Consider the following 25,376-nt stretch of genomic DNA (forward strand, 5'->3'; position numbering starts at 1 on the left):
CGGAACCGGAGGGTGCTGGTGCGGGCCCGGGGTCGTCGACGATCCGGCCGTCCTGCATCCGGACGACGCGGCTCGCCTCGTCGGCGACCGTCGGGTCGTGCGTCGAGGCGACGACGGTGACGCCGAGGGTGGAGCACAGGTCCCGGAGCATGCCGACGACGACCTTCCCGGTGCGGGCGTCGAGGTTGGCGGTCGGCTCGTCGGCGAGGATGAGCCGCGGGTTGCCGACGAGCGCGCGGGCGATCGCGGTGCGCTGCTGCTCGCCGCCGGACATCTTCGTCGGGTGGTGGTGCAACCGGTGCCCGAGCCCGACCATCTCGAGCAGGTCGACGGCGCGCCGGCGCAGGGACGCCCGGTCGTACGGCTCGAACATGAGCGGGAGCTCGACGTTCTCGACGGCCGACAGGAACGGGATGAGGTTGTAGCTCTGGAAGATGAAGCCGATCGTGTCGTGCCGCAGGGACGCGAACTGGCTCTCCGTCAGGGCCCCGGTGTCCTGGCCCTCGATGCTCACGGTGCCCTTCGTCGGCCGGTCGAGGCCGCCGATGATGTTGAGCAGTGTGGACTTCCCACTGCCGCTGGGGCCCATGAGACAGGCGAACTCGCCCTGGGTCACCGTGAGGTCGGCCGCGACGAGCGCCTTGACGACCTCGTCGCCGAGCTTGTGCAGCTTCCACACGTCGCGGACCTCGAGCACCGGCCCGGCGGGTGTCGTCGGGGCGGGCGCGTCCGTGCGGTCGGGTGCGATCGTCATCTCAGCCTCCACTGGTGAGGGACAGGGCGGGGGGTCGGGACGCGGCCCGGTAGGCCGGTCCGGCGCTCGTGACGAGGGCCGCGACGGCGGACGTGCCGACGGCGAGGGCGAGGGCCGCCAGGGCGGGGGCGGGGCGTACGTCCGCGGAGACGAGCCCCGCGAGGTTCGCGGCGCCGGTCCCGACGACGGCGACGAGGCCGCCGATCGCGGCGCCGGCGACGGCCGCGACGAGCGGCTCGACGAGCAGCGCCCCGACGACCGGGCCGCGGGGCACCCCGGTCGCACCGAGGACGCCGATCTCGCGCGTCCGGTGGACGACCGTCCGGGTCGTCGAGACGGCCACCTCGACGACGCCGACGAGCAGGACGACGACGGCGATGAGCGTCGTGGCCCGTACGAGCTGCTCGGTGTCACCGAGCGCCGCGGACTGCCGGCGCACGCTGTCGGTGAGCGTGAGCACCTGGACGAGGAGGAACGCACCCGTCGCCGTCGTGACGACGGGCAGCACGAGCTGTCCCGCCCGCCGGCGCGTCGACAGCCAGCCGTAGGCGAGGCCCTTGCGCAGGGCCGGCGACAGCGGGCCCGTCACGCGTCGTCCCGCAGCAGGTCGACCGGGCGCTGCTGGAGCAGCCGGTGCACCGGGACGAGCGCACCGACGATCGCCATCGCCGGCAGGTACGCCGCGACGATGCCCGCCGCCTGGGCCCAGCCCCCGAGCGTCGTCACGTCGGGCACGACGAGCGTCGTCGCGGCCAGCGCCGCGAGCGCCCCGGTCGCGTAGGCCGCGACGAAGACGAGCGCGGACTCGACGAGGAAGAAGTAGAGGACCTCGTCGGCCAGGCCGATGCTCGACATGATGCCGAACTCGCGGCGGCGCTCCTGGACGGCCGCGAGGAAGCTCGAGACCGCGATGACGAAGCCGAGGACGAGGCCGACGACGGAGACCAGACCGAGCGTCGAGCTCGTCACCTTGCTCGCGAAGATCGCCGAGTAGGCCTGCTGGAAGGTCGCCAGGCTGGTGCCGCCGCCCACGGTGTCGTAGGCGAGCGGGCGGCCGGACGGGGTCCGTGACGCGTCGGTCGTCGAGGGGATGCCGGAGGCCTGCGACAGGACGGCGCCGAGGTCGCGCCGCCCCGTGTCGGCGGCGGACGGCGTGACCGTCCACCAGCCGCGGTCGCCGACGACGGTGCGCGCGACGTCGACCGGGACGGTGACGCTCGTGCCGGTGCCGCCCGTGGCGACGGTGAGGTCGGCGGCGCCGACGCGCAGCCGGGCGCCGGGGGCGACGCCGAGCAGGTCGGCCGCCGCCGGGCTGACGACGGCGGCGCCCGCCGCGACGTCGTCACGGCCGACGAGCGCCACCTCGCCGCCCGGTGCGGCCCACACGCCGACCGACTGGCGGTGCGCCGTCCAGCCCGCGGGGACCGTGAGCGCGGGTGCGGATCCGTTGGGCAGCAACACGTCGAGGTCGGGGTCGAAGCGGACGCCCTCGGCGCCGACGACCCACAGCGGGTCGGAGCCGAGCACCTCGCTCAGCGAGTCGGCCCCGACCGTCGCGTAGCCGGCGGCGATCGTCCGGACGACGATCACGGCCATCACGGCGAGCGCGATCCCGGCGGTGGACAGGACGAACCGCTCCGGTCGGCGACGAACGTTCGCGAGGGCGAAGCGCAGGAGCCGGCTGCCGCCGCCCCGCGCCGTGCCGCTCGCGTCGACGACGCTCGCCGCGGTCGGTGCTGGGTGATCCAACACGGTGGCCATGTGTTCGATGGTTCGCCGCGTACGTTTCGCCGGAAGGGCGACGGGTGTGAAGTCCGCGTGTCGGGACCTACGTCCCAGGTTTCCAAGATCTCACACGCGCTAGGCGCTGATCCGGTCGCGCCCCTCCGCCTTGGCCCGGTACAGGTGCTCGTCGGCGACCCGCATGAGGGTGTCGACGGTGGCGGCCTCGCCGACGGCCTGCCCGGCGCTCACGGTGACCCGCAGGCCCGGGGCCAGCCGGTCCCAGTCGTGCGCGCGGATCTCCTCGACGAGCCGCTCGACCCGGGTGCCCAGGCGCCGGTCGCCGTCCGAGACGAGGAAGAGGGCGAACTCGTCGCCGCCGAGGCGGACGGCGAGGTCGCTCGGGCGGATCGAGTCGCCGAGCATCCGTCCGAGGACGCGCAGCACCTCGTCCCCGACCGCGTGCCCGTGGACGTCGTTGACGGCCTTGAACTCGTCGACGTCGAGCAGGACGACCCCGAGCCGCCGGCCCGGTCCGAGGGTGCGCAGACCGGGCAGCCGCTGGGTGAACGCGTGCCGGTTCGCGACCCCGGTGAGCTCGTCGACGAGCGCCTGCCGGCGCAGCCGGTCGCCGTGGCGGACCACCCGCTCGGCGGCGAGCCGGGCGCGGGCCGCGGCGAGCACCTGGAGCCGGGACTCCCAGCGCAGCTCGCTGAGGTGACCGGCCCAGCGGGCCGCCGGGGAGTCGCCGTCCGCGAGCGAGGCGAGGTGGTACGCCAGGGTGCGGAACGACGGCTTGTAGACGTCGAAGTACTCGATGGAGCGCTCGGCGTAGCTCGCGGCCTCGACGTCGTCACCGGCCAGGTGCGCGCTCACGGCGGCGGCGAGGAGCAGGCAGCCGCGGTAGCCCTGCCAGGTGCTGTCGACGAGCGCCTCCCAGAGGTCCTCGGGCACGCCGCGCAGCGACGGGTCGCCGTCCGGGCCCGCGGCGAGCGCGTCGAGGAGCCGCTCGACGGCCCGCAGATCGGTGCGCCAGGTCGGCTGGAGGTCGGCCAGCTCCTCGGCGCGCGGGCGGTAGCGGGCCGACGCGACCACCCGGGCCTGCTCGGCCCGCCCGACGTCGAGCAGCCCGCAGGCCATGGCCGCGGCGGCCTCGACCCGGTTGACCACGACGACCCGGCGGGTGAAGGCGAGCACCGGGCGGATCGCGTCGTCCCGGACGAGGTCGAACGAGTCCACGGCCCGGGAGTACATCTCCTCCTCGAGCTCCCAGAGCGCGAGGCAGTGGTACGACTGGCCGCACTCGTTGTAGCTCGCGGCGAGCTCGGCGGCCCGCCAGCCGAGGTCCGCCGGGTCGCTCTCGAAGACGTCGTCGAGCATCGCCACGGCCCGCGCGAGGTCGCTCGGCCGGTCCTCGCCGAGCGAGTCCGGGTCCGAGATGCCGAGGTAGGAGAGCCGGCCGCTGAGGGCCCGGGCCACGAACACCTCGTCGCCGGTGTCGTACGCGGCGGCGAGCAGGGCATCGGCACGGGTCCGCAGCGCCTCGTGCGGGGCGCCGGCGAGCAGGTCGTTGACGAGGAGGTTGTGCAGCACCTGCACGCGGACGTCGGGCCAGCCGGCCTCGGCCGCCTGCCGGGCCCAGCGCTCGAACCGGCGGGTGTGGTCGACCGGGTCGGGCAGCGACTGGACGTGCTCGAGTGCCTCGTACACGGCGATCCGCGCCGCGAGGTGGTCCGCGGGCAGGTCGCCCGACAGAAACGTCATGCCTGGTACCGCCCTCCGTCCCTCCGGCGGGACCGTCCCCGCCCCACGGATGTCGACACTGCGGCGGGCAGGGTTGAGCGGGTCGGTCCGTGCCCAGAGCCTACGCGGAGCCCCCGAGCGGCGGGGAGGGTCGAATCCTGCTACAGAACATTGACGACACGACAGTGAGCCGTAGACTGACCGCCGCCCGTCCCGGCCCGTCCACCCGTCGAGAGGGACCGTCGTGCGTACTGTCGAGAGCTGGACCGAGGGCCGCTGGTGGTCCTCGCCGGACGCCTCGCGCGTCGTCGTCGACGCCGTGACCGGCGAGCCGGTCGCGAGCGTGTCGAGCGCGGGGCTCGACGCCCCCGGAGTCGTCGCCTTCGCGCGCGGGACCGGCGGCCCGGCGCTGCGTGCGAGCGGGTTCCGGGCCCGCGGCGCGCTCGTCAAGGAGCTCGCGCTGGCGCTCAGGGCCCGCCGTGCGGAGCTCGTCGAGCTGTCGGCGCGCACGGGCGCGACGGCCGCCGACGCGAGCGTCGACGTCGACGGCGCGATCGGCACGGCGCTCGTCTTCGCCGCCAAGGCCACGGCGCTGCCCGAGGGCAACGTCTGGGCCGAGGGTGACGTCGAGCCGCTGGGTCGCGGCGGCTCGTTCGCCGGCCGGCACCTGCTCACGCCGCTGACCGGGGTCGCGCTCCAGGTCAACGCGTTCAACTTCCCGGTGTGGGGCATGGTCGAGAAGCTCGCCCCGGCCCTGGTCGCCGGCGTCCCGACGATCGTGAAGCCGGCGACGCCGACGGCGTACGTCGCGGAGCACGCCGTCCGGATCCTCGTGGAGTCCGGACTGCTGCCGGACGGTGCGCTCCAGCTCGTCTGCGGCTCCGTCTCCGGGGTGCTCGACGAGCTCGGCGGCCAGGACCTCGTGTCGTTCACCGGTTCCGCGCAGACCGCCGCGCTGCTGCGCGCCCATCCCGCCGTGACCCACCGGTCGGCGCGGTTCAACGCCGAGGCGGACTCGCTCAACGCGAGCGTGCTCGGCCCGGACGTCGCTCCCGGCTCGCCGGAGCTCGACCTGTACGCCGACGCGGTCGTCGCCGAGCTCACGTGCAAGGCCGGTCAGCGGTGCACGGCGATCCGCCGGGTGCTCGTGCCGCAGGATCTCGTCGGCCCGGTCTGCGACGCGCTCGTCGACCGGCTCCGGCAGGTCGTCGTCGGGGCGCCCGGGGCGGACGGCGTGACGATGGGTGCGCTCGCCGGCCCCGACCAGCGGGCCGCCGTCCTCGACGGCATCGAACGGCTCCGCGTCGCCGGTCCGGTGCTCACCGGCGGCGGCCCTCCGGAGCTGGCCGTCGGCGCCGACCCGCGGCGCGGGGCGTTCGTCGCGCCGACCCTGCTCCGGGCGGACGACGCGCAGGCCGCGGCGCCGCACGAGGTCGAGGCCTTCGGGCCGGTGGCGACCGTCGTCGGCTACCGGGACGTGCCGCACGCCGTCGAGTTGCTCGCCCGCGGCGGCGGGTCGCTCGTCGCGTCCCTCGTCAGCGCGGACGACGCCGTCGTGCGGGCCGTCGTCCTCGGGGCCGCCGCGCACCACGGCCGGGTGCTCGTGCTCGACGCCGACTGCGCCGGCGAGAGCACCGGGCACGGCACCCCGATGCCGCAGCTCGTCCACGGCGGGCCCGGCCGGGCCGGGGGAGGCGAGGAGGAGGGCGGTCTGCGGGCCGTGGCCCACCACCTGCAGCGGACGGCGGTCCAGGGCTCGCCACGGGTCCTCGCGCTGCTCGCGGACGGCTGAGGTCTTGCGTCCGCCCGAAACGTGCTACAGACTCCTGACGTAGGTCTACTTGCGTGTAGAACGAAATCATGGAACGCGGCCCGACCCACGGTCCACCCGAGGAGGAACCACCGCCATGACGACGACCGACGACCGGATCGGCAGCGCCCCCGAGCCCACCGGCCCGGTGAGCCGCATCGACTACAGCGAGCGGATCCCGAACAACGTCCAGCTGTCCACGGACCGGCGCCTCCAGCGCGCCCTCGAGAGCTGGCAGCCGAAGTTCCTCGACTGGTGGAAGAACCTCGGGCCGGCGCTGCCGACGAAGGACGTCTACCTGCGGACCGCGGTCGCGGTCGGCCGGGACGGCTGGGCGGTCTACGACTTCGTCCCCATGCACGAGTACCGCTGGGGCATCTTCCTCGCGGAGGGCGACCCCGACCGCAGCGTGAACTTCGGCAGGCACAAGGGCGAGAAGGCCTGGCAGACGGTGCCCGGCGAGTACCGCGCCGAGCTGCAGCGGCTCATCGTCGTCCAGGGCGACACCGAGCCGGCCTCGGTCGAGCAGCAGCGGCACCTCGGGGCCACGGCGCCGAGCCTGTACGACCTGCGCAACCTCTTCCAGGTCAACGTGGAGGAGGGCCGCCACCTCTGGGCGATGGTCTACCTCCTGCAGGCGCACTTCGGCCGGGAGGGCCGGGAGGAGGCCGAGGAGCTGCTCAAGCGCAACAGCGGTGACTTCGACAACCCGCGGATCCTCGGTGCCTTCAACGAGGACACGACGGACTGGCTGCAGTTCTTCATGTTCACCTACTTCACCGACCGGGACGGCAAGTACCAGCTCGGCACCCTCAAGGAGAGCGGCTTCGACCCGCTGGCGCGGACCTGCGAGTTCATGCTCAAGGAGGAGGCGCACCACATGTTCGTCGGCACGACGGGCGTGCAGCGCACCGTCGAGCGGACGGCGCAGGTCATGGTCGAGCACGACACCGAGGACGTCCTCCCGTACGGGGCGATCCCGCTGTCGACGATCCAGAAGTACCTGAACTTCCAGTTCTCGGTCTCGATGGACCTGTTCGGCTCGGAGCTGTCGAGCAACGCCGCGACGTACTACACCGCCGGCATCAAGGGGCGCTGGGCGGAGACCCGCCGCAAGGACGACCACGTCCTGCTCGGGGCGACCCGGGAGATGACGAAGGTCGTCGACGGCCGGTTCGTCACCGAGACGGTGCCGCTGCTCAACGCGCTCAACCTCGACCTTCGCGACGAGTACCGCGCGGACTGCGAGAACGGCGTCCGGCGCTGGAACCAGGCGCTCGAGGAGGCCGGCCTCCCGCACCGGCTCACGCTGCCGCACGAGGGCTTCAACCGGAAGGTCGGCGCCTACTCGGCCGTGCACGTCTCGCCGGAGGGCGAGATCCTCGACGACGCGACCTGGGCCGCGAAGGTCGACTCCTGGCTCCCGAGCGCGCAGGACCGCGCCGACGTCGCGGCCCTCATGCAGCCGACGTACGAGCAGGGCGCCTTCGCCGGCTGGATCGCCCCGCCGTCGCAGGGCATCAACGAGATGGGCGTCGAGTTCGACTACGTCCGCTTCTGGAAGCAGGACAACGCGTCCTGAGCCGCCCGGCGACCGCCGGTGTCAGCCGTCCGCGCCGAGGGACTCCCAGTGCGCCTGGGCGCGGCGGTGCCAGCGCTCGTGGCAGCGGTGGAACACCGTCGCCGCCCGCACGCCGGGCCAGTCGTGGTCGAGCAGCTCCATCGGCAGGGCCGGGTCGAGGAACGGGAAGCGGCGCCAGGCCTGGACGAGCCCGACCTGGGCGACGAAGGCCGCCTCCGCGCCGTCCGCCCGCCGGTCCTCGAAGCCGTCGACGAAGTCGCCGTAGGCGGCCTCGATCTCGCCCAGCGACGTCCAGGCGGCGGCGACGACGTCCTCGGGCCGACCGATCGCGCCCGACTCGCCGACCCACGACATCGCGCTCGACGCGATGCCCAGGTCCTCGACGATCCGCGCCACCTCGGGGCCGCGGTCGGCGTACGGCACGACCCACAGCCCCGGTGCGGGCGAACCCATCCCGGCCCAGGTGAGCCGGGTGCGGAGCTTGTGCCGCAGGGCACGCTGGGTCTCGGGCACGGTGACCGCCAGGACGAGCCAGCGGCCGTCCCAGCGGCGCTGCTCGCGGAGGAAGCCGTAGATCCGGCGCGCGCCGTCCTCGAGCAGGTCGCGCCCCTCGGGGGTGAGGTCCCAGCGGGTGCGCCGCCCCACCCGGGACGGGGTGACGAGCCCTTCGGCGGCCGTCCGGGCCAGGGCCTGCCGGGCGGCCTTCTCCTCGACGCCGACCGCCGCGAGGGCCTCGACGAACGCGGCCGTCCACACCGGCCCGGAGCGCGGCAGGACGAACTCGCCGAGGATCGTCAGGAGCAGGCCGCGCGCGCTCGGGCCGCCCAGGCTCCGCCGCCGCGCGGAGGGGACCTCGTCCCAGCCTGCGTCGGGCTCCAGGGGCGCCGCGGCGGACATCGTGCTCCTTGCGGACGGGTGCGCGCGGGGCGCACGGTGCGGTACGGCTCAGGGCCGGGACCACTCTAGGACGTGCCCCGGGCGCCCGACCTGCGACGTGCCCCCCGCCGGCCCCGGGCCGGGTCCGCATCGAAATGCTACAAACTCTTGACGTTACTCAGTACCAACGTAGAACCTAGGGACGTTCGTCCCACGGCCGGAAGGGCAGCCATGACAGCCGTCGCAGACCACGCCGTCGCCGACAACGGGGTCGAGGTCTCCTTCGACACCTCGCCGGAGCGGTACCGGCACTGGCGCCTGTCGGTCGACGGCAGGGTCGCGACCCTGACCCTCGCCGTCGACCCCGAGGGTGGGCTCGTCCCGGGCTACGAGCTGAAGATGAACTCCTACGACCTCGGCGTGGACATCGAGCTCTACGACGCCGTGCAGCGGCTGCGCTTCGAGCATCCCCAGGTCGCCGCCGTCGTCGTCACGGGCGGGCTGGACCGGATGTTCTGCGCCGGGGCCAACATCAGGATGCTCGCGCAGTCCTCGCACGCGTGGAAGGTGAACTTCTGCAAGTTCACCAACGAGACCCGCAACGGCATGGAGGACGCCACGGCGAGCTCCGGCCAGACGTACGTCGCGGCGCTCAACGGGACGGCGGCCGGCGGCGGCTACGAGCTCGCGCTCGCGTGCGACGAGATCGTCCTCGTCGACGACGGGTCGTCCGCGGTGTCGCTGCCCGAGGTGCCGCTGCTCGGCGTCCTGCCCGGCACCGGCGGTCTGACGCGGGTCGTCGACAAGCGGCACGTCCGGCGGGACCGGGCCGACGTCTTCGCGACGAAGAGCGACGGGATCAAGGGCCGCACCGCGGTCGAGTGGGGCCTCGTCGACGCGAGCGTGCCGCGGGCCCGCTTCGCCGAGGAGGTCGGCGCGCGGGCGCAGGCCGCGGTCGCCCGCTCGTCCCGGCCGCAGGACGCGACGGGGGTGCCGCTCACGCCGCTGGCCCGGGTCGTCGACGGCGACGAGATCCGCTACCCGCACGTGGCCGCCGTCCTCGACCGGGCCGGGCGCCGCGTCGAGATCACCGTGCAGGCCCCGACGCAGGCGCCTCCCGCGGACGCCGCGGGGGTCCACGCGCTGGGCGTCGACTACTGGCCCCTGGCCGTCGCGCGGGCCCTCGACGACCTCGTCCTGCGGCTGCGGACCAACGAACCGGCGCTCGGCACCTGGGTCCTGCGGACCGTCGGCGACGCCGACCTCGTGCTCGCCCACGACGACCAGCTCATCGCGCTGGCCGACGACTGGTTCGTCAACGAGGTCCGGCACTACCTCAAGCGGACGTTCAAGCGGCTCGACGTCACGAGCCGCAGCCTCGTCGCCCTCGTCGAGCCCGGCAGCGCCTTCGCCGGCAGCCTCCTCGAGCTCGCGCTCGCGGCCGACCGGCAGTACATGCTCGACGGCGTCTTCGAGGACGTCGACCCGGACGCCGAGCCCGCCGTCCTCGTCGTCGGCGCGGCCAACGCGGGGCTGTTCCCCATGGGGAACGGGCTGACCCGTCTGCAGTCCCGGTTCTACGGGGACGACCGGGCGCTGGCGGCGGTGCTCGCGCGCAGCGGGGAGCGGCTGGACGCCGCGGCGGCCGCGGCGCTCGGGCTCGCGACGATGACCCCGGACGACATCGACTGGGCGGACGAGATCCGGATCGCGCTCGAGGAGCGCGCCGCCCTGAGCCCCGACGCCCTCACGGGCATGGAGGCCAACCACCGGTTCGTCGGCCCGGAGACGATCGAGACGAAGATCTTCGGCCGGCTCACCGCCTGGCAGAACTGGATCTTCCTGCGGCCCAACGCCTCCGGCCCCGAGGGGGCGCTGCGGCGCTACGGTTCCGGCCTGCGCGCCGAGTTCGACCAGTTCCGCGTCTGACCCCACCCCACCCCCCTTCAGCGCGAGAGGCGGACCACCATGGCCGGGACGACGACGTCCACCCCCCGACCTCCGTTCGACGCAGGCCCCACCTTCAACGCGGCGGCGTACCTCGTCGACCGGCACGTCACGGCCGGGGACGGCGCCCGCGTCGCCCTGCGCTGCGAGGGCGCGGACACGACGTACGCGGCGCTCGCGGCGCTCACCGCGCGGGTGGCGGCGGCGTTCACCGCCCTCGGCGCCCGGCGCGAGGAGCGGGTGCTCTTCCTCATGGCGGACACCGTGGAGCTCGCCGCGGGGATCCTCGGGGCGATGCGCGCGGGCCTGGTCGCGGTGCCCGTGAACACGATGCTCACGACGGCCGACCTCGGTCCGCTGCTCGCCGACTCCCGGGCCCGGGTCGTCGTCGCGTCGCCCGGCTTCGCCGCGGCCGTGGCCGCGGCGCTGCCCGCGACCGACGCCGTGACCCACCTCGTGGTCACCGGCGGTCCCGCGCCCGAGGTGCCCCCCGGGGTGAGCGTCGTCGACTGGGACGACGCGCTGGCCGCCGGCGACGAGGCCGTCCCGGGCGGTGCGCCGGTGGTGCCGGCCGGGGACGACGCGGGCGCGCTGTGGCTCTACACGTCCGGGACGACGGGCGTCCCCAAGGCGGCGATGCACCGGCACGCGAACATCAGGCATGTGTGCGAGACCTACGGCGCCCGGGTCCTCGGGATCCGTCGCGACGACCGGTGCCTGTCCGTCGCGAAGCTGTTCTTCGCCTACGGCATCGGCAACTCGCTCTTCTTCCCGCTGTCGGTCGGCGCCATGGCGATCCTCGAGCCCCGGCGCCCGACGCCGGGCACCGTCGCCGAGCGCGCGGAGGCGGACCGGCCGACGGTCTTCTACGCCGTCCCCGCGTTCTTCGCCGGGATGCTCGCCGCCGACCTGCCCGCCGACACGCTCGCGGGCGTCCGGATCGCGACCTCGGCCGGCGAGGCGCTGCCCGCCGCCCTGCAGCAGCGCTGGACCGCCCGCTTCGGGGTGGACATCCTCGACGGGCTCGGGTCGACCGAGGCGCTGCACATCTTCCTCTCCAACGCCCCCGGGGACATCGGGCCGGGCACGAGCGGGCGGCCGGTGCCGGGGTACGAGGTCGAGGTCCGCGCCGAGGACGGCGCGCGCGCCCCGGTCGGCACCCCCGGCATGCTCTTCGTCAGCGGGGAGTCGATCGCGACCGGCTACTGGTGCCGGACGGCGACCACCCGCTCGGTCTTCCAGGGCCGCTGGCTCGCGACCGGCGACACGTACGTCGAGGACGAGGACGGCCGGTTCACCTGCCTCGGCCGGTCCAACGACATGATCAAGGCCGGCGGGATCTGGGTCTCCCCGGGCGAGGTCGAGGCCCGGCTCCTCGAGCACCCGGACGTCGTCGAGGCCGCGGTGGTCGGCGGGGTCGACCACGACGGTCTCGAGCGGCCCGTCGCCGCCGTCGTCCTGCGGCCCGGCGGGACCACGACGGGCGACGACCTCGTCGCCTTCTGCCGCGAGGGGCTCGCGCACTTCAAGGCCCCGCGCGCCGTCCTCGTCGCCGACACCCTGCCGCGCACCGCGACCGGCAAGCTGCAGCGGTTCAAGGTGCGGGCGCTCGTCGTCGAGCAGGACCCGCTCCATGCGCGCGACACCGCGCCGTCCGCGGCATCCGTCTGATGGTCGCCGAGCGCGTGGCGGGCGGGCGCGGCGCCCGCGGCCTCGAGGTCGACCTGCTCCTCGTCGGGGCCGGCCCGGTCGGCCTGTACGGCGCTTACTACGCGGGGGTCCGCGGGCTGCGGGTCGCCGTCGTCGACAGCCTCCCCGAGCCCGGCGGCCAGGTCACCGCGATGTACCCGGAGAAGCCGATCTACGACGTCGGCGGCTTCCCGCGGGTCCTCGGCCGCGACCTCGTGGCCGGGCTCGTCGAGCAGGCCGGGCAGTACGACCCGACGTACCTGCTCGGCGAGGAGGCGCAGGGGCTCGCGCCCGACCCCGACGCACCCGGCCGGTTCGTCGTCACGACCTCGGCGGGGACGACGGTGCGCACCGGCACGGTCGTCGTCACCGGGGGCATCGGGACCTTCTCGCCGCGACCGCTGCCGGCGGGGGAGGACCTCCTCGGCCGCGGTCTGGCCTACTTCGTGCCGTCCTTCGCCGACTACGCCGGCGCGGACGTCGTCGTCGTCGGCGGTGGCGACAGCGCGTGCGACTGGGCGCTCGCGCTCCTGCCCGTGGCCCGCTCGGTGACGCTCGTGCACCGCCGCAAGGCGTTCCGGGCGCACGCGGCGACCGTCGAGGCCGTCCACGCGAGCGGCGCGACCGTGCTCGTCGACGCCCAGGTGACCGCCCTGCGGGCGGGCCCCGACGGGTGGGTCGCCGCCGCCGAGGTGACGACCCGGGACGGCGTCCTGACCCTGCCCGCGCAACGCGTCGTCGCGGCGCTCGGCTTCGTCGCCGACCTCGGGCCGCTGCGCGGCTGGGGCCTGGACCTGCACGACAACCGGCACGTCGTCGTCGACACCCGGATGGCCACGAACGTGCCCGGCGTCTACGCGGCCGGTGACATCACCGACTACCCGGGCAAGGTCCGGCTCATCTCGGTCGGGTTCGGCGAGGTCGCGACCGCGGTGAACAACGCGGCCGTGCACCTCGACCCGGAGGTCACGCTCTTCCCCGGTCACAGCAGCGACGCCGCTGCCGCGCCGGTGCCCGTCTGACCCGACCTGCACGACCCGGCCCCGCCGGTACGTTTCGACGAGAACCCTGCTCGTGAGAGGACCGCCGTGCCCTACGTCATCACCTCGAAGTGCATCGACGTCAGCGACCAGTCGTGCGTCGAGGAGTGCCCGGTGGACTGCATCTACGTCGGGGACCGCAAGCTCTACATCAACCCCAAGGAGTGCATCGACTGCGGGGCCTGCGAGCCGGTCTGCCCGGTCGAGGCCATCTCCCAGGACCGCCGGGTCCCCGACGAGGACAAGGAGTTCGTCGAGGACAACCGGCGGTTCTTCACCGAGGTGCTCCCCGGCCGGGACGCCCCGATCGGCGCGCCCGGCGGCGCCCGCAAGGTCGGCGAGATCGGCGTCGACACCCCGCTCGTCGCCGACCACCCGGGGAGCTGAGCGCGTGCTCGACGGTCGGGTCCTCGTCGACGCCCACGTCCACGTGCCGGTGCTCGGCTCGCTCGCGCCGGCGTGGAAGGACTGGGCGCGCGACTTCGGCCGCCCCGGCGTCGTCGAGGAGGTCTGGGACGCCGACGGCCGGCCGCGCCCGGCGGCGCTCGACGCGCACTTCGCCGCCGAGGGGGTCGACGTCGCGCTGCTGTTCTGCGAGTACAGCCCGAAAGCCACCGGGTACCAGGAGTTCGACGACCTCCTGCCCCTCGTCGAGGCGAACCCGCGCCGGTTCCGGCCGGTCGCGAACGTCAACCCGCACCTGCACTTCCCGATCGCGCGCGAGCTCACCCGCCAGCTCGACCACGGTGCCGCGGCGCTCAAGCTGCACCCCGTGCACGGTGGCTTCCGGCTCGACGACGCCGCGCTGTTCCCCGCGTACGCCGCGCTCGCGGAGCGCGGCGTCCCGCTCGTCGTGCACTGCGGGACGTCCTCGTTCCCCGGTTCGATGAACGAGCTCGCCGACCCGGTGCACCTCTACCCGGTGCTGCGGCAGTTCCCGGCGCTCGACGTCGTCCTGGCGCACGGCGGCCGCGGCTGGTGGTACGACGCCGCGGCCTTCCTCGCGCTCTCCCACGAGACGGTGTGGATCGAGCTGTCCGGGCTGCCGCCCAAGCGGTTGCCGACCTACTACGCGCGGCACGACCTCGCCCGGCTCGCCCGTCGCTTCGTCTTCGGCACCGACTGGCCGGGCGTGCCGGGTGTCGCCGCGAACGCGCGGGCCGTCGCCGGGCTCGGGCTCGCCGAGGAGACCGTCGCGCTCGCGCTCGGCGGCAACGCGCTGCGGCTCTACCACGGCCTCGACCCGGAGACCGGTACGGGAACTGTTGCAGGAGAAGGAGTCTGATGCCGGTCTACGCCTACGACGGGGTGACACCGCGGATCTCCCGGACCGCCTACGTGCACCCGGACGCCGTCCTCATCGGCGACGTGACGCTCGGTCCGGAGGCGTCCGTCTGGCCCGGTGCCGTGCTGCGCGGCGACCACGGGCTCATCGAGATCGGTGCCCGCACCTCGGTGCAGGACGGGACCGTCGTGCACACGACACCCGACTGGCCGACCGTCGTCGCGGCGGACTGCGTCGTCGGGCACAACGCCCACCTCGAGGGCTGCGTCGTCGAGACGCGCTGCCTCGTCGGCTCGATGTCGACGCTGCTCAACCGGGTGCGGATCGGGGCCGGTTCCGTCGTCGGCGCAGGGGCCGTCGTCCCCGAGGGCCTGCAGGCACCGCCGGGCTCGATGCTCCTCGGGGTGCCGGCCCGGATCCGCCCGCTCACCGGTGAGGACCACGACCGCTGGGTCGACCACGCCGTCGGGATCTACGTCGAGAACGCCCGGCACTACCCGAAGGCGCAGCGCGCCGTCCGGCTCGAGGACTGCCTCACCGACGACCCGACCGACTGACCGACCCACCCGAAGCACCCGAGGAGAAGGAGCGGCGATGGAGCCCACCGGGGTCCCGGCCCGAGAGCTGAGCGACGAGGAGCTCGAGCGGCAGGGCACGCACGCGCACGCGACCCGGAACTGGGTCTTCCTCCACGGCACCGCCGAGCAGTTCGCGCACCACACCGAGCGGATGCTCGAGCTCGAGAAGGAGTACCTGCGCCGGCACCCCAAGCGCACCTGGCAGGGCAGCGCCGAGGCCGGCGGGGAGGTCGACGAGGCGACCCGCCTGCGGACGGCGCTGCGTGGCCTCGTGACCCAGATCGAGTCCGTGCTCGCGGAGTCGGACCCGTTGCCGGGCAACGGGTCCACGGCCGGACCCGGTGGGGTGGCCGGCCTGCCGGGCGGTTCTGCCGGCGTCGCCGCGCTCCTCGCGGAGGTGGCGGACGCCCCGGGCGGCAGGCTGCACCGGCTCGAGCTGCACCAGGCCGCGCGCCGCGCCGGGCTGCCCCGGGCGGACGTCGCGCAGCTCTACCGCAGCGAGCCGCCGCTGCTCGCCGCCGACGGCGCCGACCGGGTGATCACCGACGCCGGCCGGGAGTGGCTCGCCACCCGGTCCTGACGCCCTCAGCCCTCCGGTGCGGGATCGCCGGGAGCGGGGACCCGGTGGTTGCCCGCCGCGATCGCCTCCAGCAGACGGGTCGCGAGCTCCTCGGCGGGCGCCTCGGCGTCCTCGACGACGTACCGCTCGAGGCCCTCGGCCGCGAAGTCCGCGTGCATCGCGCGCGTCGCCTCCTCGCTCGTGAAGCCGTGGCCGCTGCGGCGGACGACCCGTTCGACGCAGAGGTCCGCGGGCGGCAGGAGCACGACGTAGTGGGTCACGGGGTCGCCGGCCGTCGTCAGCCAGCGCGGCAGCTCCTTGGGTCTGACCACCCCGTCGTAGACGACCGTGCAGTCGGCCCGGGCGAACGTCCCGACGGTGCGGGCCGCGGCCGCGGCGCCGATCTCGTTCTGCGCGGCGGCCTCGGGCAGCCACGGCGGGACGGCGCCGCGCCGCCACAGGCTGAGGAACCAGTCCCCGGGGACGAGCACCGACGGGTTGAGGCGCTCCGCGAGGTGCGGGGCCAGCGTCGACTTGCCCGCCCCCGGCGGCCCCGTCACGACGATCAGCTCACCCATGCCGCCCAATGTGTCAGGTCAGCGGTCCCGCCGTCCCGCCGACGCTCGCGCTCGGTACCGCTCCCGGGGTCTGGGCGCCCGGGTTCCGGTACGCACCGTGAGCACGGGCGGTCAGGTGGTGGGTGAGGACGAGGTGGAGTTCGAACCGGGCGGTGGGGTCGTCGAGGTCGTCGCCGAGCAGGTCCCGCAGGGTGCGCAGTCGGTAGCTGACGGTCTGGGCGTGGACGAACAGCTCGGCGGCGACGTCCGCCCGCGAGCCCCAGTGCCGCAGCCAGCTGTGCAGGGTCGCGAGCAGCCGCTCGCGCTGGGTCTCGCGCAGCGCGGCGAGCGGGGCGAGCCGCCGGGCGGTGAGCACGGCCAGGGCGCCCTGCTCGCCGCGCAGCGCGAGCAGGGCGAGGTGGTCCTCGGCGAAGACCGGGTCCGCGCCGTCCGGCGGCGCCGCCTCCCCGGCGAGGACCGCGAGCCGCACCCCCTCCGGCACCTGCGGCCACGGCAGCGCCGGACCGACCAGCGCGCCCCGGCCGGCGAGCGCCGTCCTGAGTGCCGCCCGGGCCGCCCGCGGGCCCGACCGCAGGAGCACGACGGTGTCGCGCTCGCGGTCGAGGACGACCCCGTCGGCGCCGTACCGGAACCGGGCGTCCCGGGCCTGCTCGGGCGGCAGGACGACGGGGACGACGACGTCCAGGCCGCGCCAGCCCGCCTCGGCGGCCGCGGCCCGGACGACCTCGTCCGGTGCGCTCCCGCGCACGAGCAGCTCGGCGAGCCGGCGCCGGGCCCGGTCCCCCTCGCCGGCCTGCTCACGGAGCTGGAGCCCGAAGCCGTCGGTGGCCGCGGCCGCCAGCGCGTCGACGTAGGTCGTGATCGCGTCGGAGAGGTCGAGCAGCTCGTCCGTGCTCACCGGGCGGACCTGGCCGAGCGCCCGGACCGCCGAGCGCAGCGTGAGGCCGGCCGCCGTCCGGAACGCCGCGAGGAGCGCCTCGGGGCCGCGGTCCTCCCGGGCCTCGGCCGCCCCGAGGGCGGTGAAGACGTCCCGGATGTCCGCCGGGACCGCCGGCTCCGCGGTGCCGACGAGGGCGAGGAACCGCGCCAGCGCGACCTCGACGGCCCGGCGCAGGTCGCGCTCGAGCTTGGTGCTGCGGGCGGCGGCGAACGCCGGCGTGGCCTGCGCGACCTCGCGGGCGACCTCCTCGACGGTCGCGGGCAGGTCGGGCCGCATGGCGCCGGCGAGGTCGGCGGGCAGGCGCTCCCACGGCGTCGGGGTCACGGCGCGGCTCATACGCAGATGTTGTCACGCAGTGACAAGGCGGCGCGAGAACTGTGGTGCCCCGGGTGCGCAGACTCTCACCCCGTGATGGGTGACGATGGAGAGGCCGCCACCTGCCAGGAGGTCCGCCGTGGAGCACCGCACCTCGCGCCAGCACGTCGTCGACATGTGCCGCACCATGCTCGAACGGGGGTATCTCAAGGCCACCGAGGGCAACGTCTCGGTGCGCGTCCCCGGGCACCGGCTCTACGCCGTGACCCCGAGCAACTACGACTACGCCGCGATGCGCGTCGAGGACGTCTGCATCGTCGACTTCGCCGGCACCCACGTGCCGGACCCCGGGGACGCCGGCCTCGTGCCGTCCATCGAGTGCGGGATGCACGCGAACATCTACCGCGAGCGCCCCGACGTCCACGCGGTCGTCCACACCCACCAGCCGTACGCCTCGGCGCTCGCGGTGCTCCGCCGTCCGATCCCGGCCCTTACCGACGAGCAGGTGCGCTTCCTCGGCCGCGAGGTCGCCATCATCGACTACGCCCCGGCGGGTACCGGGTTCCTCGCGAAGAACGTCCAGAAGAAGGTCGCCGGCGGCGACAACGCGTTCATCATCGCCAACCACGGCATCGTGGCGCTCGGCACCGACCCGGACCGCGCCGTCTTCAACATGGCGTTGCTGGAGAAGGTGTCCATCGCCTACCTGCTCGCCCTCACGACCGAGGCCGGCAAGGTCTACACGATCCCCGCCGCGATCCGGGAGATCGCGTTCACCAAGCTGCGCAGCGACGAGAAGCGGATCGCGGCGCAGGTCGAGCGCTCCGTGCCGCCGGTGCGGGTCGCGGCGCAGGCGCCGCTGCCGAGCGCCGACGCGGCCGCCGCCGCCGTCGCGGCGGCGCCGGTCCCGGCCCCACGGCTCGTCGAGGCGGTCGAGCCCGGCGCCGAGGCCGCCCGGCTCGGGTACGCGATCAGCGACTACCCGGACGTCGACGACACGATGCGCCGGCTCAAGGCCCTTGTCTCCCAACCGGTCCGCGGCCTGCGGCACGACGCGCTGCTCGACGTCCTGGAGTGGTTCGAGACCAAGTGCCGGGCGAGCAAGGAGCTCACCGAGCGGGCCAAGGAGCGGATCCCCGGCGGCGTCCAGCACAACCTCGCCTTCAACTACCCGTTCCCGCTCGCGGTCGAGAAGGCCGAGGGGGCGCACCTCGTCGACCGGGACGGCAACGTCTACATCGACTTCCTCCAGGCCGGCGGCCCGACGATCCTCGGCAGCAACTACGCGCCGGTCAACGAGAAGGTCGCCGAGGTCGTCGGTGCGTCCGGGCCGGTGACGGGCCTGTTCCACGAGTACGAGCTGAAGCTCGCCGAGTCGATCCACCGGTACATGCCGCACATCGAGATGTACCGCTCGCTCGGGTCCGGCACCGAGGCCGTCATGGCCGCCGTCCGGGCCGCCCGGGCGTTCACCGGCAAGAAGACCGTCGTCAAGGTGGGCGGCGCGTACCACGGCTGGTCGGACACGATGGTCTACGGCCTGCGGGTGCCCGGCAGCTACCGGATGAACGCCAAGGGCATCCCGTTCGGGGCCACGAGCCGCACCCGCGAGACGTTCCCGCACGACCTCGGCACGCTGCGCCGCAAGCTCGTCGAGAACCGGCTGCGCGGCGGGACCGCCGCGGTCGTCGTCGAGCCGGTCGGCCCGGAGTCCGGTACCCGGCCCGTGCCGCACGACTTCAACGCGAAGGTCCGCGAGCTGTGCGACGAGTTCGGGGCGCTGCTCGTCTTCGACGAGGTCGTCACGGGGTTCCGGCTCGGGCTCGGCGGTGCGGCGGGCTACTTCGGGGTGACCCCCGACCTCACGGTGCTCGGCAAGGCGGTCTCCGGCGGCTACCCGATGGCCGGCGGCGTCGGCGGCCGGTCCGACGTCATGGCGGTCTTCGGCTCCGGGCTCGACGGCAAGAGCGGGGCGCACATCCAGGTCGGCGGCACCCTGTCGGCGAACCCGCTGTCCTGCGCCGCCGGGTACTTCGCGATCGAGGAGATGGCCCGCACCAACGCGCCCGTGATCGCCGGGCGGGCCGGGGACCGGCTCACGAAGGGCCTGCAGCGGATCGTCGACCGGTACGGGCTGCCGTACGTCGCCTACAACCAGGGCTCGATCGTCCACCTCGAGTGCAGCGGCGTCATGCTCCTCGACATGCACAACCCGCTCAAGCTCCTCAAGGAGAACAAGGCCCGCAAGCGGCTCATGGAGCAGATGGGTGCCGCCTACGCGGCGAACGGGATCATCACGCTCGCCGGGTCGCGGATGTACACCTCGATGGCCGACACCGACGCCGTGATCGACGACGCGCTCGAGCGGTTCGACCGCGTGCTGGCGACGGTCGAGGGCGTCTGAGCCGGGTCGGTCTGCGCGATCTCGCGGGCGGGTGCATCATCCGGCGGGCCACGGGTACACCCCCGGGATGGACGACCTCGTCGCACGCGCGCAGATCGACGTCGACGCCGACCGGCACACCGTCTGGCGGACGTTGACGGACCCCGAGCGGATCAGGCAGTGGATGGGTGCCACCGTCACGAGCACCTGGGTGGAGGAGGCCGAGATCAGCTGGCACGGCGAGTTCGACGGCCGGTCCTTCGCCGACCACGGCCGGATCCTGCAGTACCTGCCGGAGAGCACCCTGCGGATGTCGCACTCCGGCGGCACCGACGCCGACGGCGTGCCGCACACGCTGACGTTCGACCTGTCGGACGTCGGCGACGGCGGCACCCGGGTCCGGGTGACCCAGGAGCACAACGCGGACGAGGCGACGGCCGACCGTTCGCGGCGTACCTGGACCGCGCTGCTCGCCGCGCTCAAGGGTGTCGCGGAGTCCTACCGGCCCGCGCGCTCCGACGTCAGGGGTGCTCGGACAGACGGGTGACCTCCCGCCGGAACGGCACGACGTCGTTCGGCGGCAGGTCGGCGTCGAGCTCCTCGGCGTACCGGCGGCCGGACCAGACCGCCATGGCGATGGTGCCGGGGGCCCAGGCGTCCCCGATGCCGCGCACCGAGCGGAGGTGGCCGTCCGCCACGGCCCGGTCGAAGCCGTCGAGCAGGTCCTGCCCCGTCGGCAGCCGCGCCGTGACGAGGACGACGGCGTCCGCGGCGAGGTCCTCGGTGCCGCCGGTCCACACGCACCCGGTCTCGACGTGCCCGGGCCGGACGGCGGTCACGGCCCGGTCCGTGCGCACGTGCACACCCGCCGCGGCGACCCGGCGCCGGACCTTGGCGAGCTCGAGGGTGTTCGCCGTCCACGCCGACACCTGCGACGACGGGGTGACGAGGTGCACCTCGTACCCCTCGCCGCCGAGCAGCTCGGCGAGCACGCCGCCGAGGTAGTAGTGGTCGTCGTCGAAGACGACGACGCGGCGCCCGGCCGGGCGGCGGCCCGCCATGAGGTCGTCCGGGGTGAGCACCTCGGTGCCGGGGTCGACCGGCATCGCGTGCGTGTGCCGGCGGCCGACGCCGTCCCGCCGCCAGGTGGCCCCGGTCGCGACCGCGACGTGGTCGAAGCCGGCCTCGAGGGCGTCGTCGACGGTCATCCGGCTCTCCCGGTAGACCTCGACGGACCGCAGGTCCGCCAGGGCCAGCGTGCGGTGGTCGCGGACCCGGCCCCAGGCGGCGAGCCCGGGCAGCCGGGACTCGGTCGTGACCCGGCCGCCGAGCTCACGGGTCGCCTCCGCGAGCACGACGTCGTAGCCGCGGACGCCGAGCGCCCGGGCCGCCTCGAGGCCGGCCGGACCGGCCCCGACGACGAGCACCCGGCCCTCGGACCCCTTGGGCCGCAGCCGCTCCGGGTGCCAGCCGCGCCGGTACTCCTCGCCCATGGTCGGGTTCTGCGTGCAGCGGATCGGGGTCATCGTGTGGTCCCCGGAGACGCACACGTTGCAGCCGATGCACTCCCGGATCGTGTGCAGCCGGTTCGTACGGATCTTCTCCGGCAGGAACGGGTCGGCGATGGACGGCCGGGCCGCGCCGACGAGGTCGAGGACGCCGTCCCGCACCTGCCGGACCATGAGGTCGGGCGAGGTGAACCGGCCGACGCCGACGACGGGCTTGGTCGTCAGCGCCTTGAGGCCGCGGACGGCGTCCTCGTGCTCGCCCTCGGGGCCGAACCGGGAGGTGTTCGAGTCGTCCTCCCACTCCCCGACGACGAAGTCCCAGAGGTCCGGCAGCTCGCCGAGCGTGCCGACGACGTCCTCGATCTCCGCCCGCCCGAGGCCGCCCGGCCCGGCGAGCTCGTCGACGGTGAGCCGGCAGGCGACCGCGGCCCGGCCGGCCGCCTCCTCGACGCTGTCCTCGAGCACCTCGCGCAGCAGCCGCATCCGGTTCCCCGGGCTGCCGCCGTAGGCGTCGGTCCGCTGGTTGTACCGCGGGGACAGGAAGTGCTGCAGCCCCGCGAGGTCGTGGCCCGCGTAGACGTAGACGAGGTCGTAGCCTGCGGCGATCGCCCGGCGGACGGCGGTGCGGTGCCAGCGCCGCAGGTCCGCGACGTCCGCGAGGGACATCGCCCGGGCCTGGACCGGGTGGTACGACTGCACGGGCAGGTGCGCCGGGCCGAGCGGGGTCTCCCGGCTGTAGAGGTTCGCCGCGTGCATCCCGTTGTGCGCCAGCTCGATGCCCGCGAGGGCGCCACCGGCGTGGATCTGCTCGGCGATCCGGGCCAGTGCCGGCACGTCCTCGTCGTCCCACAGGCGCAGCTCGACGAACGGTGCGACGTCGGACGTCGGGTGGATCTCGACCTCCTCGGTGCACACGACGCCCCAGCCGCCCTCGGCCTTGACCCGGCGCATCGCCGCCTGGGCGCTCGGGTCCCGGTAGCCCATGCCGTTGCAGTGCGGCACCTGGAAGAACCGGTTCTTCGTGACGAGCGGCCCGATCCGGACGGGCTCGAAGAGGACGGCGTACCGCGGGTCGGTCGGGGGCTCCGGCGTCGTCATGGGGCCATGCTCGCAGCGGCACCGGTGACAGCGCGGGACCGGCGTGCGACGCTGGCCGGGTGACGGACGTGACCCCGACGATCGAGCAGGTCCGGGCCCGGCGGAGCACCGCCGAGGGCCTGCGGTACTTCGACTCGCTGCCTGCCGTCACGGTCGAGGAGATGCTCGGCCGGTGGCGCGGCGAGGGGGTCGGCACCGGTCACCCGATGGACGGCGTCCTCGAGCGGTTCGGCTGGTACGGCAAGCGCTTCGAGGGCCCGGACGACGTCCACCCGCTCGTCTTCCGGACGTCGAGGGGCCTGCGCAGCGTCAACCCCGCGCTGATGCCGGTCGGGCTGCTCGCCGCCCGGCCGCGGACGGCGTTCCTGCCCGGCGCGGCGGGCGCGTTCAGGCTGCTGCTGCCGCTCGTCACGACGTCCCGGCCCGCGGCGCGGCTGCGGATGACCGAGTACCGCGGGGTCGTCACAGCCACGATGTGCTACGACGCGCACCCGATCCACGACGTGTTCCGCCGGGTCGACGGCGACACCGTCCTCGGCGTGATGGACCAGCGCGGCCTGCCGCAGCCGTTCGTCTTCCTGCTGCGCCGGGAGCGTTGAACCCGCCGGCCGGTGCTACAGCCGGATCTCGCTGATCTGCATCGTCGGCGTGATCGCGGTGTAGTTCGGGACGTCGCCCATGATCTCGGCGGTGTGCGGCGCGAAGGCGGTCTGGAACGCCTCGACGGACTCGAACACGAGGTGGCCCACGGCGGCGAAGGGCGGCGGCTGCCCGGGTCCGCCGCCGGCGACGCCCTGGTCGACCGACGAGTCCTTGAGCGCGTCGCCGAGGCGCTCGGCGACCATCGGCATGTGGCTGCCGAGGTAGTAGTCCATGTCGAAGGACATGTCCTCGGCGTACGGGTAGAGCACGCTGACCTTGATCATGCCGGTCCTCCCTGACCTCGTCGTCCGGTCCAGCATGCGGTGCGGTTCAGCGCGGCGCCATGCGGAGCGCGCCGTCCATCCGGACGACCTCGCCGTTGAGGTAGTCGTTGTCGACGATGGCGAGCACGAGCCGGGCGTACTCCGAGGGTAGGGCGAGCCGCTTCGGGAACGGCACGGACTCGGCGAGCGCGGCCCGGAACTCGTCGGAGACGGTCGCGAGCATCGGGGTCTCGACGATGCCCGGGGCGATGGTGCAGACCCGGATGCCGTACTGCGCGAGGTCGCGCGCGGCGGGCAGCGTGAGCCCGACGACGCCGCCCTTGGACGCCGCGTAGGCGGCCTGGCCGATCTGGCCCTCGTAGGCCGCGATCGACGCGGTGTTGACGACGACGCCGCGCTGGCCGTGCTCGTCGGGCCCGGTCTCGGCGATCGCCTGCGCCGCGGTGGCGAGCACGGTGAACGTGCCGACGAGGTTGATCTGCACGACCTTCGCGAACAGGCCGACGTCGTGGACGTTGCCGCGGCTGAGGATCCGCTGCGACGGCCCGATCCCGGCGCAGTTGACGACGGTGCGGAGCGGGACGCCCGCCGACGCGGCGGTCCGGACCGCGGCGCTCACCTCCTCGGCCGACGTGACGTCGGTCGGCAGGTAGGTCACGCCGCTCACGTCGGGGGCCTTGCCGACCGCGTCGGGGAGGTCGAGCGCGAAGACCCGCGCGCCCTGCGCGGCGAGGGCGGACGCGGTCGCGGCGCCGAGGCCGGAGGCCCCGCCGGTGACGATGGCTGCGGTGTCGGTCAGCTGCACGGTCGGCTCCTGGACGGGTGGCTGGTCGGGTGCTGGTCGGTCAGGCGTTCGGAAGCGTACGGATCACCGTCGAGGGCCCGGCCGCGAGGGCCCGGCCGACGACCATCCGCTGGATCTGGTTCGTGCCCTCGAAGATCTGCATGACCTTCGCCTCGCGCATGTAGCGCTCGACGGGGAAGTCCTTGGTGTAGCCCGCGCCGCCGAGCACCTGGACGGCGTCCGTCGTCACCCGCATCGCGTTGTCGGTGGCGACGAGCTTGGCGATGCTCGCCTCCGTCGAGAACGGCAGCCCGGCGTCGCGCAGCCGCGCGGCGGCGAGCGTGGTCGCGCGGGCCGACCAGACGGCGGCGGCCATGTCCGCGAGGAGGAACGCCAGGCCCTGGTGCTCGACGACGGGCCGGCCGAACGCCTCGCGCTCGCGGGCGTAGGCGAGCGAGACGTCGAGCGCGCCCTGCGCCAGACCCGTGGCCACGGCGGCGATCCCGAGCCGGCCCGAGTCGAGCCCCGCCAGGGCGATCGACAGCCCGTCGCCCTCGGCGCCGATCCGGCGGTCGGCCGGCACCCGGACGCCGTCGAACCGCATCGTGGCGGTCGTCGAGCCGGTGAGCCCCATCTTGCGCTCGGGCGGGTCGGCGGTCAGCCCCGGCGACCCGGCGGGCACGAGGAAGCAGCTGATCCCCCGGCGACCCTCGTCGGTGCGGGCCATGACCGTGTAGAAGTCCGCGTGGCCGCCGTGCGTCGTCCAGGCCTTGGCGCCGGTGATGACGTAGTCGTCGCCGTCCCGCACGGCACGCGTGCGCATCGCCGCCGGGTCCGAGCCGGCGTGCGCCTCCGAGAGGCAGTAGGCGCCGAGCCGGTCGCCGCCGAGCATGTCCGGCAGCCAGCGGTCCCGCTGCTCGTCGGTGCCGTACGCGAAGAGCGGGAAGCACGCCAGGGCGTGCACCGAGACGCCGACCGCGACGCTCGACCACACGGTGGCGAGCTCCTCGAGCACCTGGAGGTAGGTCCCGTACGGCTGCCCGCCGCCGCCGTGCTCCTCGGGGTAGGGCAGGCCGAGCAGCCCGGCCCGGCCGAGCGTGGCGAACACGTCGCGCGGGAACCGCTCGTCGGCCTCGTCCTGCGCGACCCGGGGGCGGAGCTCGCGCTCGACGAGGGTGCGGACGAGCTGCAGCAGGTCGGCCTCCTCGGAGGTCCGGACGAGCGGGGAGCCGGGCATGGGGGCCTCTCGACGCAGCGGA

The 25,376-nt window shown here is 74.5% G+C and carries 23 protein-coding genes; 12 read left to right on the plus strand and 11 right to left on the minus strand.

Translation table 11 applies throughout. The features are described from left to right. The 4 genes from ECOMGDLI_RS27700 to ECOMGDLI_RS27715 form a co-directional block, all read right to left on the minus strand. The coding region (locus ECOMGDLI_RS27700) for an ABC transporter ATP-binding protein (protein ID WP_143447987.1) at positions 1–754 on the minus strand (754 nt) is incomplete at its 3' end. Position 755: 1 nt separating this feature from the next. Beyond that, a complete protein-coding gene (locus tag ECOMGDLI_RS27705; RefSeq protein WP_198955237.1) occupies positions 756–1,343 on the minus strand; it encodes an FtsX-like permease family protein in 588 nt (195 codons plus the stop codon). After that, positions 1,340–2,515 carry an FtsX-like permease family protein gene (locus ECOMGDLI_RS27710; protein ID WP_088320080.1) on the minus strand — a complete coding sequence of 392 codons (1,176 nt, stop codon included), beginning with the start codon at positions 2,513–2,515 and terminating at the stop codon, positions 1,340–1,342. The genes ECOMGDLI_RS27705 and ECOMGDLI_RS27710 overlap by 4 nt, the downstream gene beginning before the upstream one ends. 99 nt (positions 2,516–2,614) lie before the next feature. After that, positions 2,615–4,240 (minus strand): diguanylate cyclase, encoded by a 1,626-nt coding sequence (locus tag ECOMGDLI_RS27715; protein ID WP_088320081.1) that lies wholly within the window; start codon positions 4,238–4,240, stop codon positions 2,615–2,617. A gap of 223 nt (positions 4,241–4,463) precedes the next feature. Between ECOMGDLI_RS27715 and paaZ the strand changes: the two genes are divergently transcribed. Both paaZ and boxB read left to right on the plus strand, forming a co-directional pair. Next, positions 4,464–6,011, plus strand: a complete 1,548-nt coding sequence (gene paaZ, locus ECOMGDLI_RS27720; RefSeq protein ID WP_088320082.1) for a phenylacetic acid degradation bifunctional protein PaaZ — start codon at positions 4,464–4,466, stop codon at positions 6,009–6,011. 115 nt (positions 6,012–6,126) lie between these two features. Further along, complete coding sequence (gene boxB / locus ECOMGDLI_RS27725; protein ID WP_088320083.1) at positions 6,127–7,611, plus strand: benzoyl-CoA 2,3-epoxidase subunit BoxB; 1,485 nt, start codon at positions 6,127–6,129, stop codon at positions 7,609–7,611. A 21-nt stretch (positions 7,612–7,632) separates the two neighbouring features. Here the strand turns inward: boxB and ECOMGDLI_RS27730 are convergent, their stop codons facing one another. Continuing rightward, on the minus strand, positions 7,633–8,508 hold the full coding sequence (locus ECOMGDLI_RS27730; protein WP_088320084.1) for a PaaX family transcriptional regulator C-terminal domain-containing protein: 876 nt from the start codon (positions 8,506–8,508) through the stop codon (positions 7,633–7,635). Positions 8,509–8,718: 210 nt separating this feature from the next. Here ECOMGDLI_RS27730 and boxC point away from each other — a divergent pair, with 210 nt between their 5' ends. The 7 genes from boxC (at position 8,719) to ECOMGDLI_RS35560 (ending at position 15,606) form a co-directional block, all read left to right on the plus strand. Further along, the gene (gene boxC / locus ECOMGDLI_RS27735; RefSeq protein WP_088320085.1) at positions 8,719–10,416 is read left to right on the plus strand and encodes a 2,3-epoxybenzoyl-CoA dihydrolase; all 1,698 of its coding nucleotides are present in this window, start codon (positions 8,719–8,721) and stop codon (positions 10,414–10,416) included. Positions 10,417–10,455: 39 nt separating this feature from the next. Then, a complete protein-coding gene (locus ECOMGDLI_RS27740) occupies positions 10,456–12,105 on the plus strand; it encodes a benzoate-CoA ligase family protein (RefSeq protein ID WP_088320086.1) in 1,650 nt (549 codons plus the stop codon). Next, complete coding sequence (locus tag ECOMGDLI_RS27745; protein ID WP_088320087.1) at positions 12,105–13,145, plus strand: NAD(P)/FAD-dependent oxidoreductase; 1,041 nt, start codon at positions 12,105–12,107, stop codon at positions 13,143–13,145. The genes ECOMGDLI_RS27740 and ECOMGDLI_RS27745 overlap by 1 nt, the downstream gene beginning before the upstream one ends. A gap of 66 nt (positions 13,146–13,211) precedes the next feature. Continuing rightward, positions 13,212–13,550, plus strand: a complete 339-nt coding sequence (fdxA, locus tag ECOMGDLI_RS27750; RefSeq protein ID WP_088320088.1) for a ferredoxin — start codon at positions 13,212–13,214, stop codon at positions 13,548–13,550. 4 nt (positions 13,551–13,554) lie between these two features. After that, positions 13,555–14,448 carry an amidohydrolase family protein gene (locus ECOMGDLI_RS27755; RefSeq protein WP_088320089.1) on the plus strand — a complete coding sequence of 298 codons (894 nt, stop codon included), beginning with the start codon at positions 13,555–13,557 and terminating at the stop codon, positions 14,446–14,448. Next, positions 14,448–15,005 carry a gamma carbonic anhydrase family protein gene (locus ECOMGDLI_RS27760; RefSeq protein ID WP_088320090.1) on the plus strand — a complete coding sequence of 186 codons (558 nt, stop codon included), beginning with the start codon at positions 14,448–14,450 and terminating at the stop codon, positions 15,003–15,005. Before ECOMGDLI_RS27755 ends, ECOMGDLI_RS27760 begins: the two co-directional genes overlap by 1 nt. Before the next feature lie 37 nt (positions 15,006–15,042). Further along, positions 15,043–15,606 carry a DUF6158 family protein gene (locus tag ECOMGDLI_RS35560; RefSeq protein ID WP_198955238.1) on the plus strand — a complete coding sequence of 188 codons (564 nt, stop codon included), beginning with the start codon at positions 15,043–15,045 and terminating at the stop codon, positions 15,604–15,606. 5 nt (positions 15,607–15,611) lie between these two features. On the opposite strand, the gene ECOMGDLI_RS27770 is transcribed toward ECOMGDLI_RS35560, so the two are convergent. Together ECOMGDLI_RS27770 and ECOMGDLI_RS27775 are read right to left on the minus strand one after the other, a co-directional pair. Continuing rightward, positions 15,612–16,163: an AAA family ATPase gene (locus ECOMGDLI_RS27770; protein ID WP_088320091.1), complete on the minus strand. Its 552-nt coding sequence runs from the start codon at positions 16,161–16,163 to the stop codon at positions 15,612–15,614. A 13-nt stretch (positions 16,164–16,176) separates the two neighbouring features. Continuing rightward, positions 16,177–17,439, minus strand: coding sequence for a helix-turn-helix domain-containing protein (locus ECOMGDLI_RS27775; RefSeq protein WP_088320092.1), 1,263 nt, complete (start codon positions 17,437–17,439; stop codon positions 16,177–16,179). Positions 17,440–17,557: 118 nt separating this feature from the next. Between ECOMGDLI_RS27775 and ECOMGDLI_RS27780 the strand changes: the two genes are divergently transcribed. Further along, the gene (locus ECOMGDLI_RS27780; RefSeq protein WP_088320093.1) at positions 17,558–19,822 is read left to right on the plus strand and encodes an aminotransferase class III-fold pyridoxal phosphate-dependent enzyme; all 2,265 of its coding nucleotides are present in this window, start codon (positions 17,558–17,560) and stop codon (positions 19,820–19,822) included. A 67-nt stretch (positions 19,823–19,889) separates the two neighbouring features. Further along, positions 19,890–20,348 carry an SRPBCC domain-containing protein gene (locus ECOMGDLI_RS27785; RefSeq protein ID WP_088320094.1) on the plus strand — a complete coding sequence of 153 codons (459 nt, stop codon included), beginning with the start codon at positions 19,890–19,892 and terminating at the stop codon, positions 20,346–20,348. On the opposite strand, the gene ECOMGDLI_RS27790 is transcribed toward ECOMGDLI_RS27785, so the two are convergent. After that, positions 20,323–22,407, minus strand: coding sequence for an FAD-dependent oxidoreductase (locus ECOMGDLI_RS27790; RefSeq protein ID WP_088320095.1), 2,085 nt, complete (start codon positions 22,405–22,407; stop codon positions 20,323–20,325). The genes ECOMGDLI_RS27785 and ECOMGDLI_RS27790 overlap by 26 nt on opposite strands. A 59-nt stretch (positions 22,408–22,466) precedes the next feature. Between ECOMGDLI_RS27790 and ECOMGDLI_RS27795 the strand changes: the two genes are divergently transcribed. Continuing rightward, the gene (locus ECOMGDLI_RS27795) at positions 22,467–23,006 is read left to right on the plus strand and encodes a DUF4334 domain-containing protein (protein WP_198955239.1); all 540 of its coding nucleotides are present in this window, start codon (positions 22,467–22,469) and stop codon (positions 23,004–23,006) included. 15 nt (positions 23,007–23,021) lie between these two features. On the opposite strand, the gene ECOMGDLI_RS27800 is transcribed toward ECOMGDLI_RS27795, so the two are convergent. The 3 genes from ECOMGDLI_RS27800 to ECOMGDLI_RS27810 are packed head-to-tail and all read right to left on the minus strand — an operon-like array spanning position 23,022 to position 25,354. After that, positions 23,022–23,333 (minus strand): EthD family reductase, encoded by a 312-nt coding sequence (locus ECOMGDLI_RS27800; protein WP_088320096.1) that lies wholly within the window; start codon positions 23,331–23,333, stop codon positions 23,022–23,024. A 46-nt stretch (positions 23,334–23,379) separates the two neighbouring features. Then, positions 23,380–24,138, minus strand: coding sequence for an SDR family NAD(P)-dependent oxidoreductase (locus tag ECOMGDLI_RS27805; RefSeq protein ID WP_088320097.1), 759 nt, complete (start codon positions 24,136–24,138; stop codon positions 23,380–23,382). 40 nt (positions 24,139–24,178) lie between these two features. After that, positions 24,179–25,354 (minus strand): acyl-CoA dehydrogenase family protein, encoded by a 1,176-nt coding sequence (locus tag ECOMGDLI_RS27810; RefSeq protein ID WP_088320098.1) that lies wholly within the window; start codon positions 25,352–25,354, stop codon positions 24,179–24,181. Positions 25,355–25,376 lie beyond the last annotated feature (22 nt).

The organism is Kineosporia sp. R_H_3 (genome assembly GCF_002198675.1).
Lineage (GTDB): Bacteria > Actinomycetota > Actinomycetes > Actinomycetales > Kineosporiaceae > R-H-3.

Bases quoted from the DNA above. Each gene is read 5' to 3' on its own strand.
- ECOMGDLI_RS27710 (WP_088320080.1), bottom strand. From the start codon at position 2,515: ATGGCCACCGTGTTGGATCACCCAGCACCGACCGCGGCGAGCGTCGTC.
- ECOMGDLI_RS27715 (WP_088320081.1), bottom strand. From the start codon at position 4,240: ATGACGTTTCTGTCGGGCGACCTGCCCGCGGACCACCTCGCGGCGCGG.
- boxB (WP_088320083.1), top strand. From the start codon at position 6,127: ATGACGACGACCGACGACCGGATCGGCAGCGCCCCCGAGCCCACCGGC.
- ECOMGDLI_RS27730 (WP_088320084.1), bottom strand. From the start codon at position 8,508: ATGTCCGCCGCGGCGCCCCTGGAGCCCGACGCAGGCTGGGACGAGGTC.
- boxC (WP_088320085.1), top strand. From the start codon at position 8,719: ATGACAGCCGTCGCAGACCACGCCGTCGCCGACAACGGGGTCGAGGTC.
- ECOMGDLI_RS27740 (WP_088320086.1), top strand. From the start codon at position 10,456: ATGGCCGGGACGACGACGTCCACCCCCCGACCTCCGTTCGACGCAGGC.
- ECOMGDLI_RS27745 (WP_088320087.1), top strand. From the start codon at position 12,105: ATGGTCGCCGAGCGCGTGGCGGGCGGGCGCGGCGCCCGCGGCCTCGAG.
- ECOMGDLI_RS27760 (WP_088320090.1), top strand. From the start codon at position 14,448: ATGCCGGTCTACGCCTACGACGGGGTGACACCGCGGATCTCCCGGACC.
- ECOMGDLI_RS35560 (WP_198955238.1), top strand. From the start codon at position 15,043: ATGGAGCCCACCGGGGTCCCGGCCCGAGAGCTGAGCGACGAGGAGCTC.
- ECOMGDLI_RS27770 (WP_088320091.1), bottom strand. From the start codon at position 16,163: ATGGGTGAGCTGATCGTCGTGACGGGGCCGCCGGGGGCGGGCAAGTCG.
- ECOMGDLI_RS27775 (WP_088320092.1), bottom strand. From the start codon at position 17,439: ATGAGCCGCGCCGTGACCCCGACGCCGTGGGAGCGCCTGCCCGCCGAC.
- ECOMGDLI_RS27785 (WP_088320094.1), top strand. From the start codon at position 19,890: ATGGACGACCTCGTCGCACGCGCGCAGATCGACGTCGACGCCGACCGG.
- ECOMGDLI_RS27790 (WP_088320095.1), bottom strand. From the start codon at position 22,407: ATGACGACGCCGGAGCCCCCGACCGACCCGCGGTACGCCGTCCTCTTC.
- ECOMGDLI_RS27800 (WP_088320096.1), bottom strand. From the start codon at position 23,333: ATGATCAAGGTCAGCGTGCTCTACCCGTACGCCGAGGACATGTCCTTC.
- ECOMGDLI_RS27810 (WP_088320098.1), bottom strand. From the start codon at position 25,354: ATGCCCGGCTCCCCGCTCGTCCGGACCTCCGAGGAGGCCGACCTGCTG.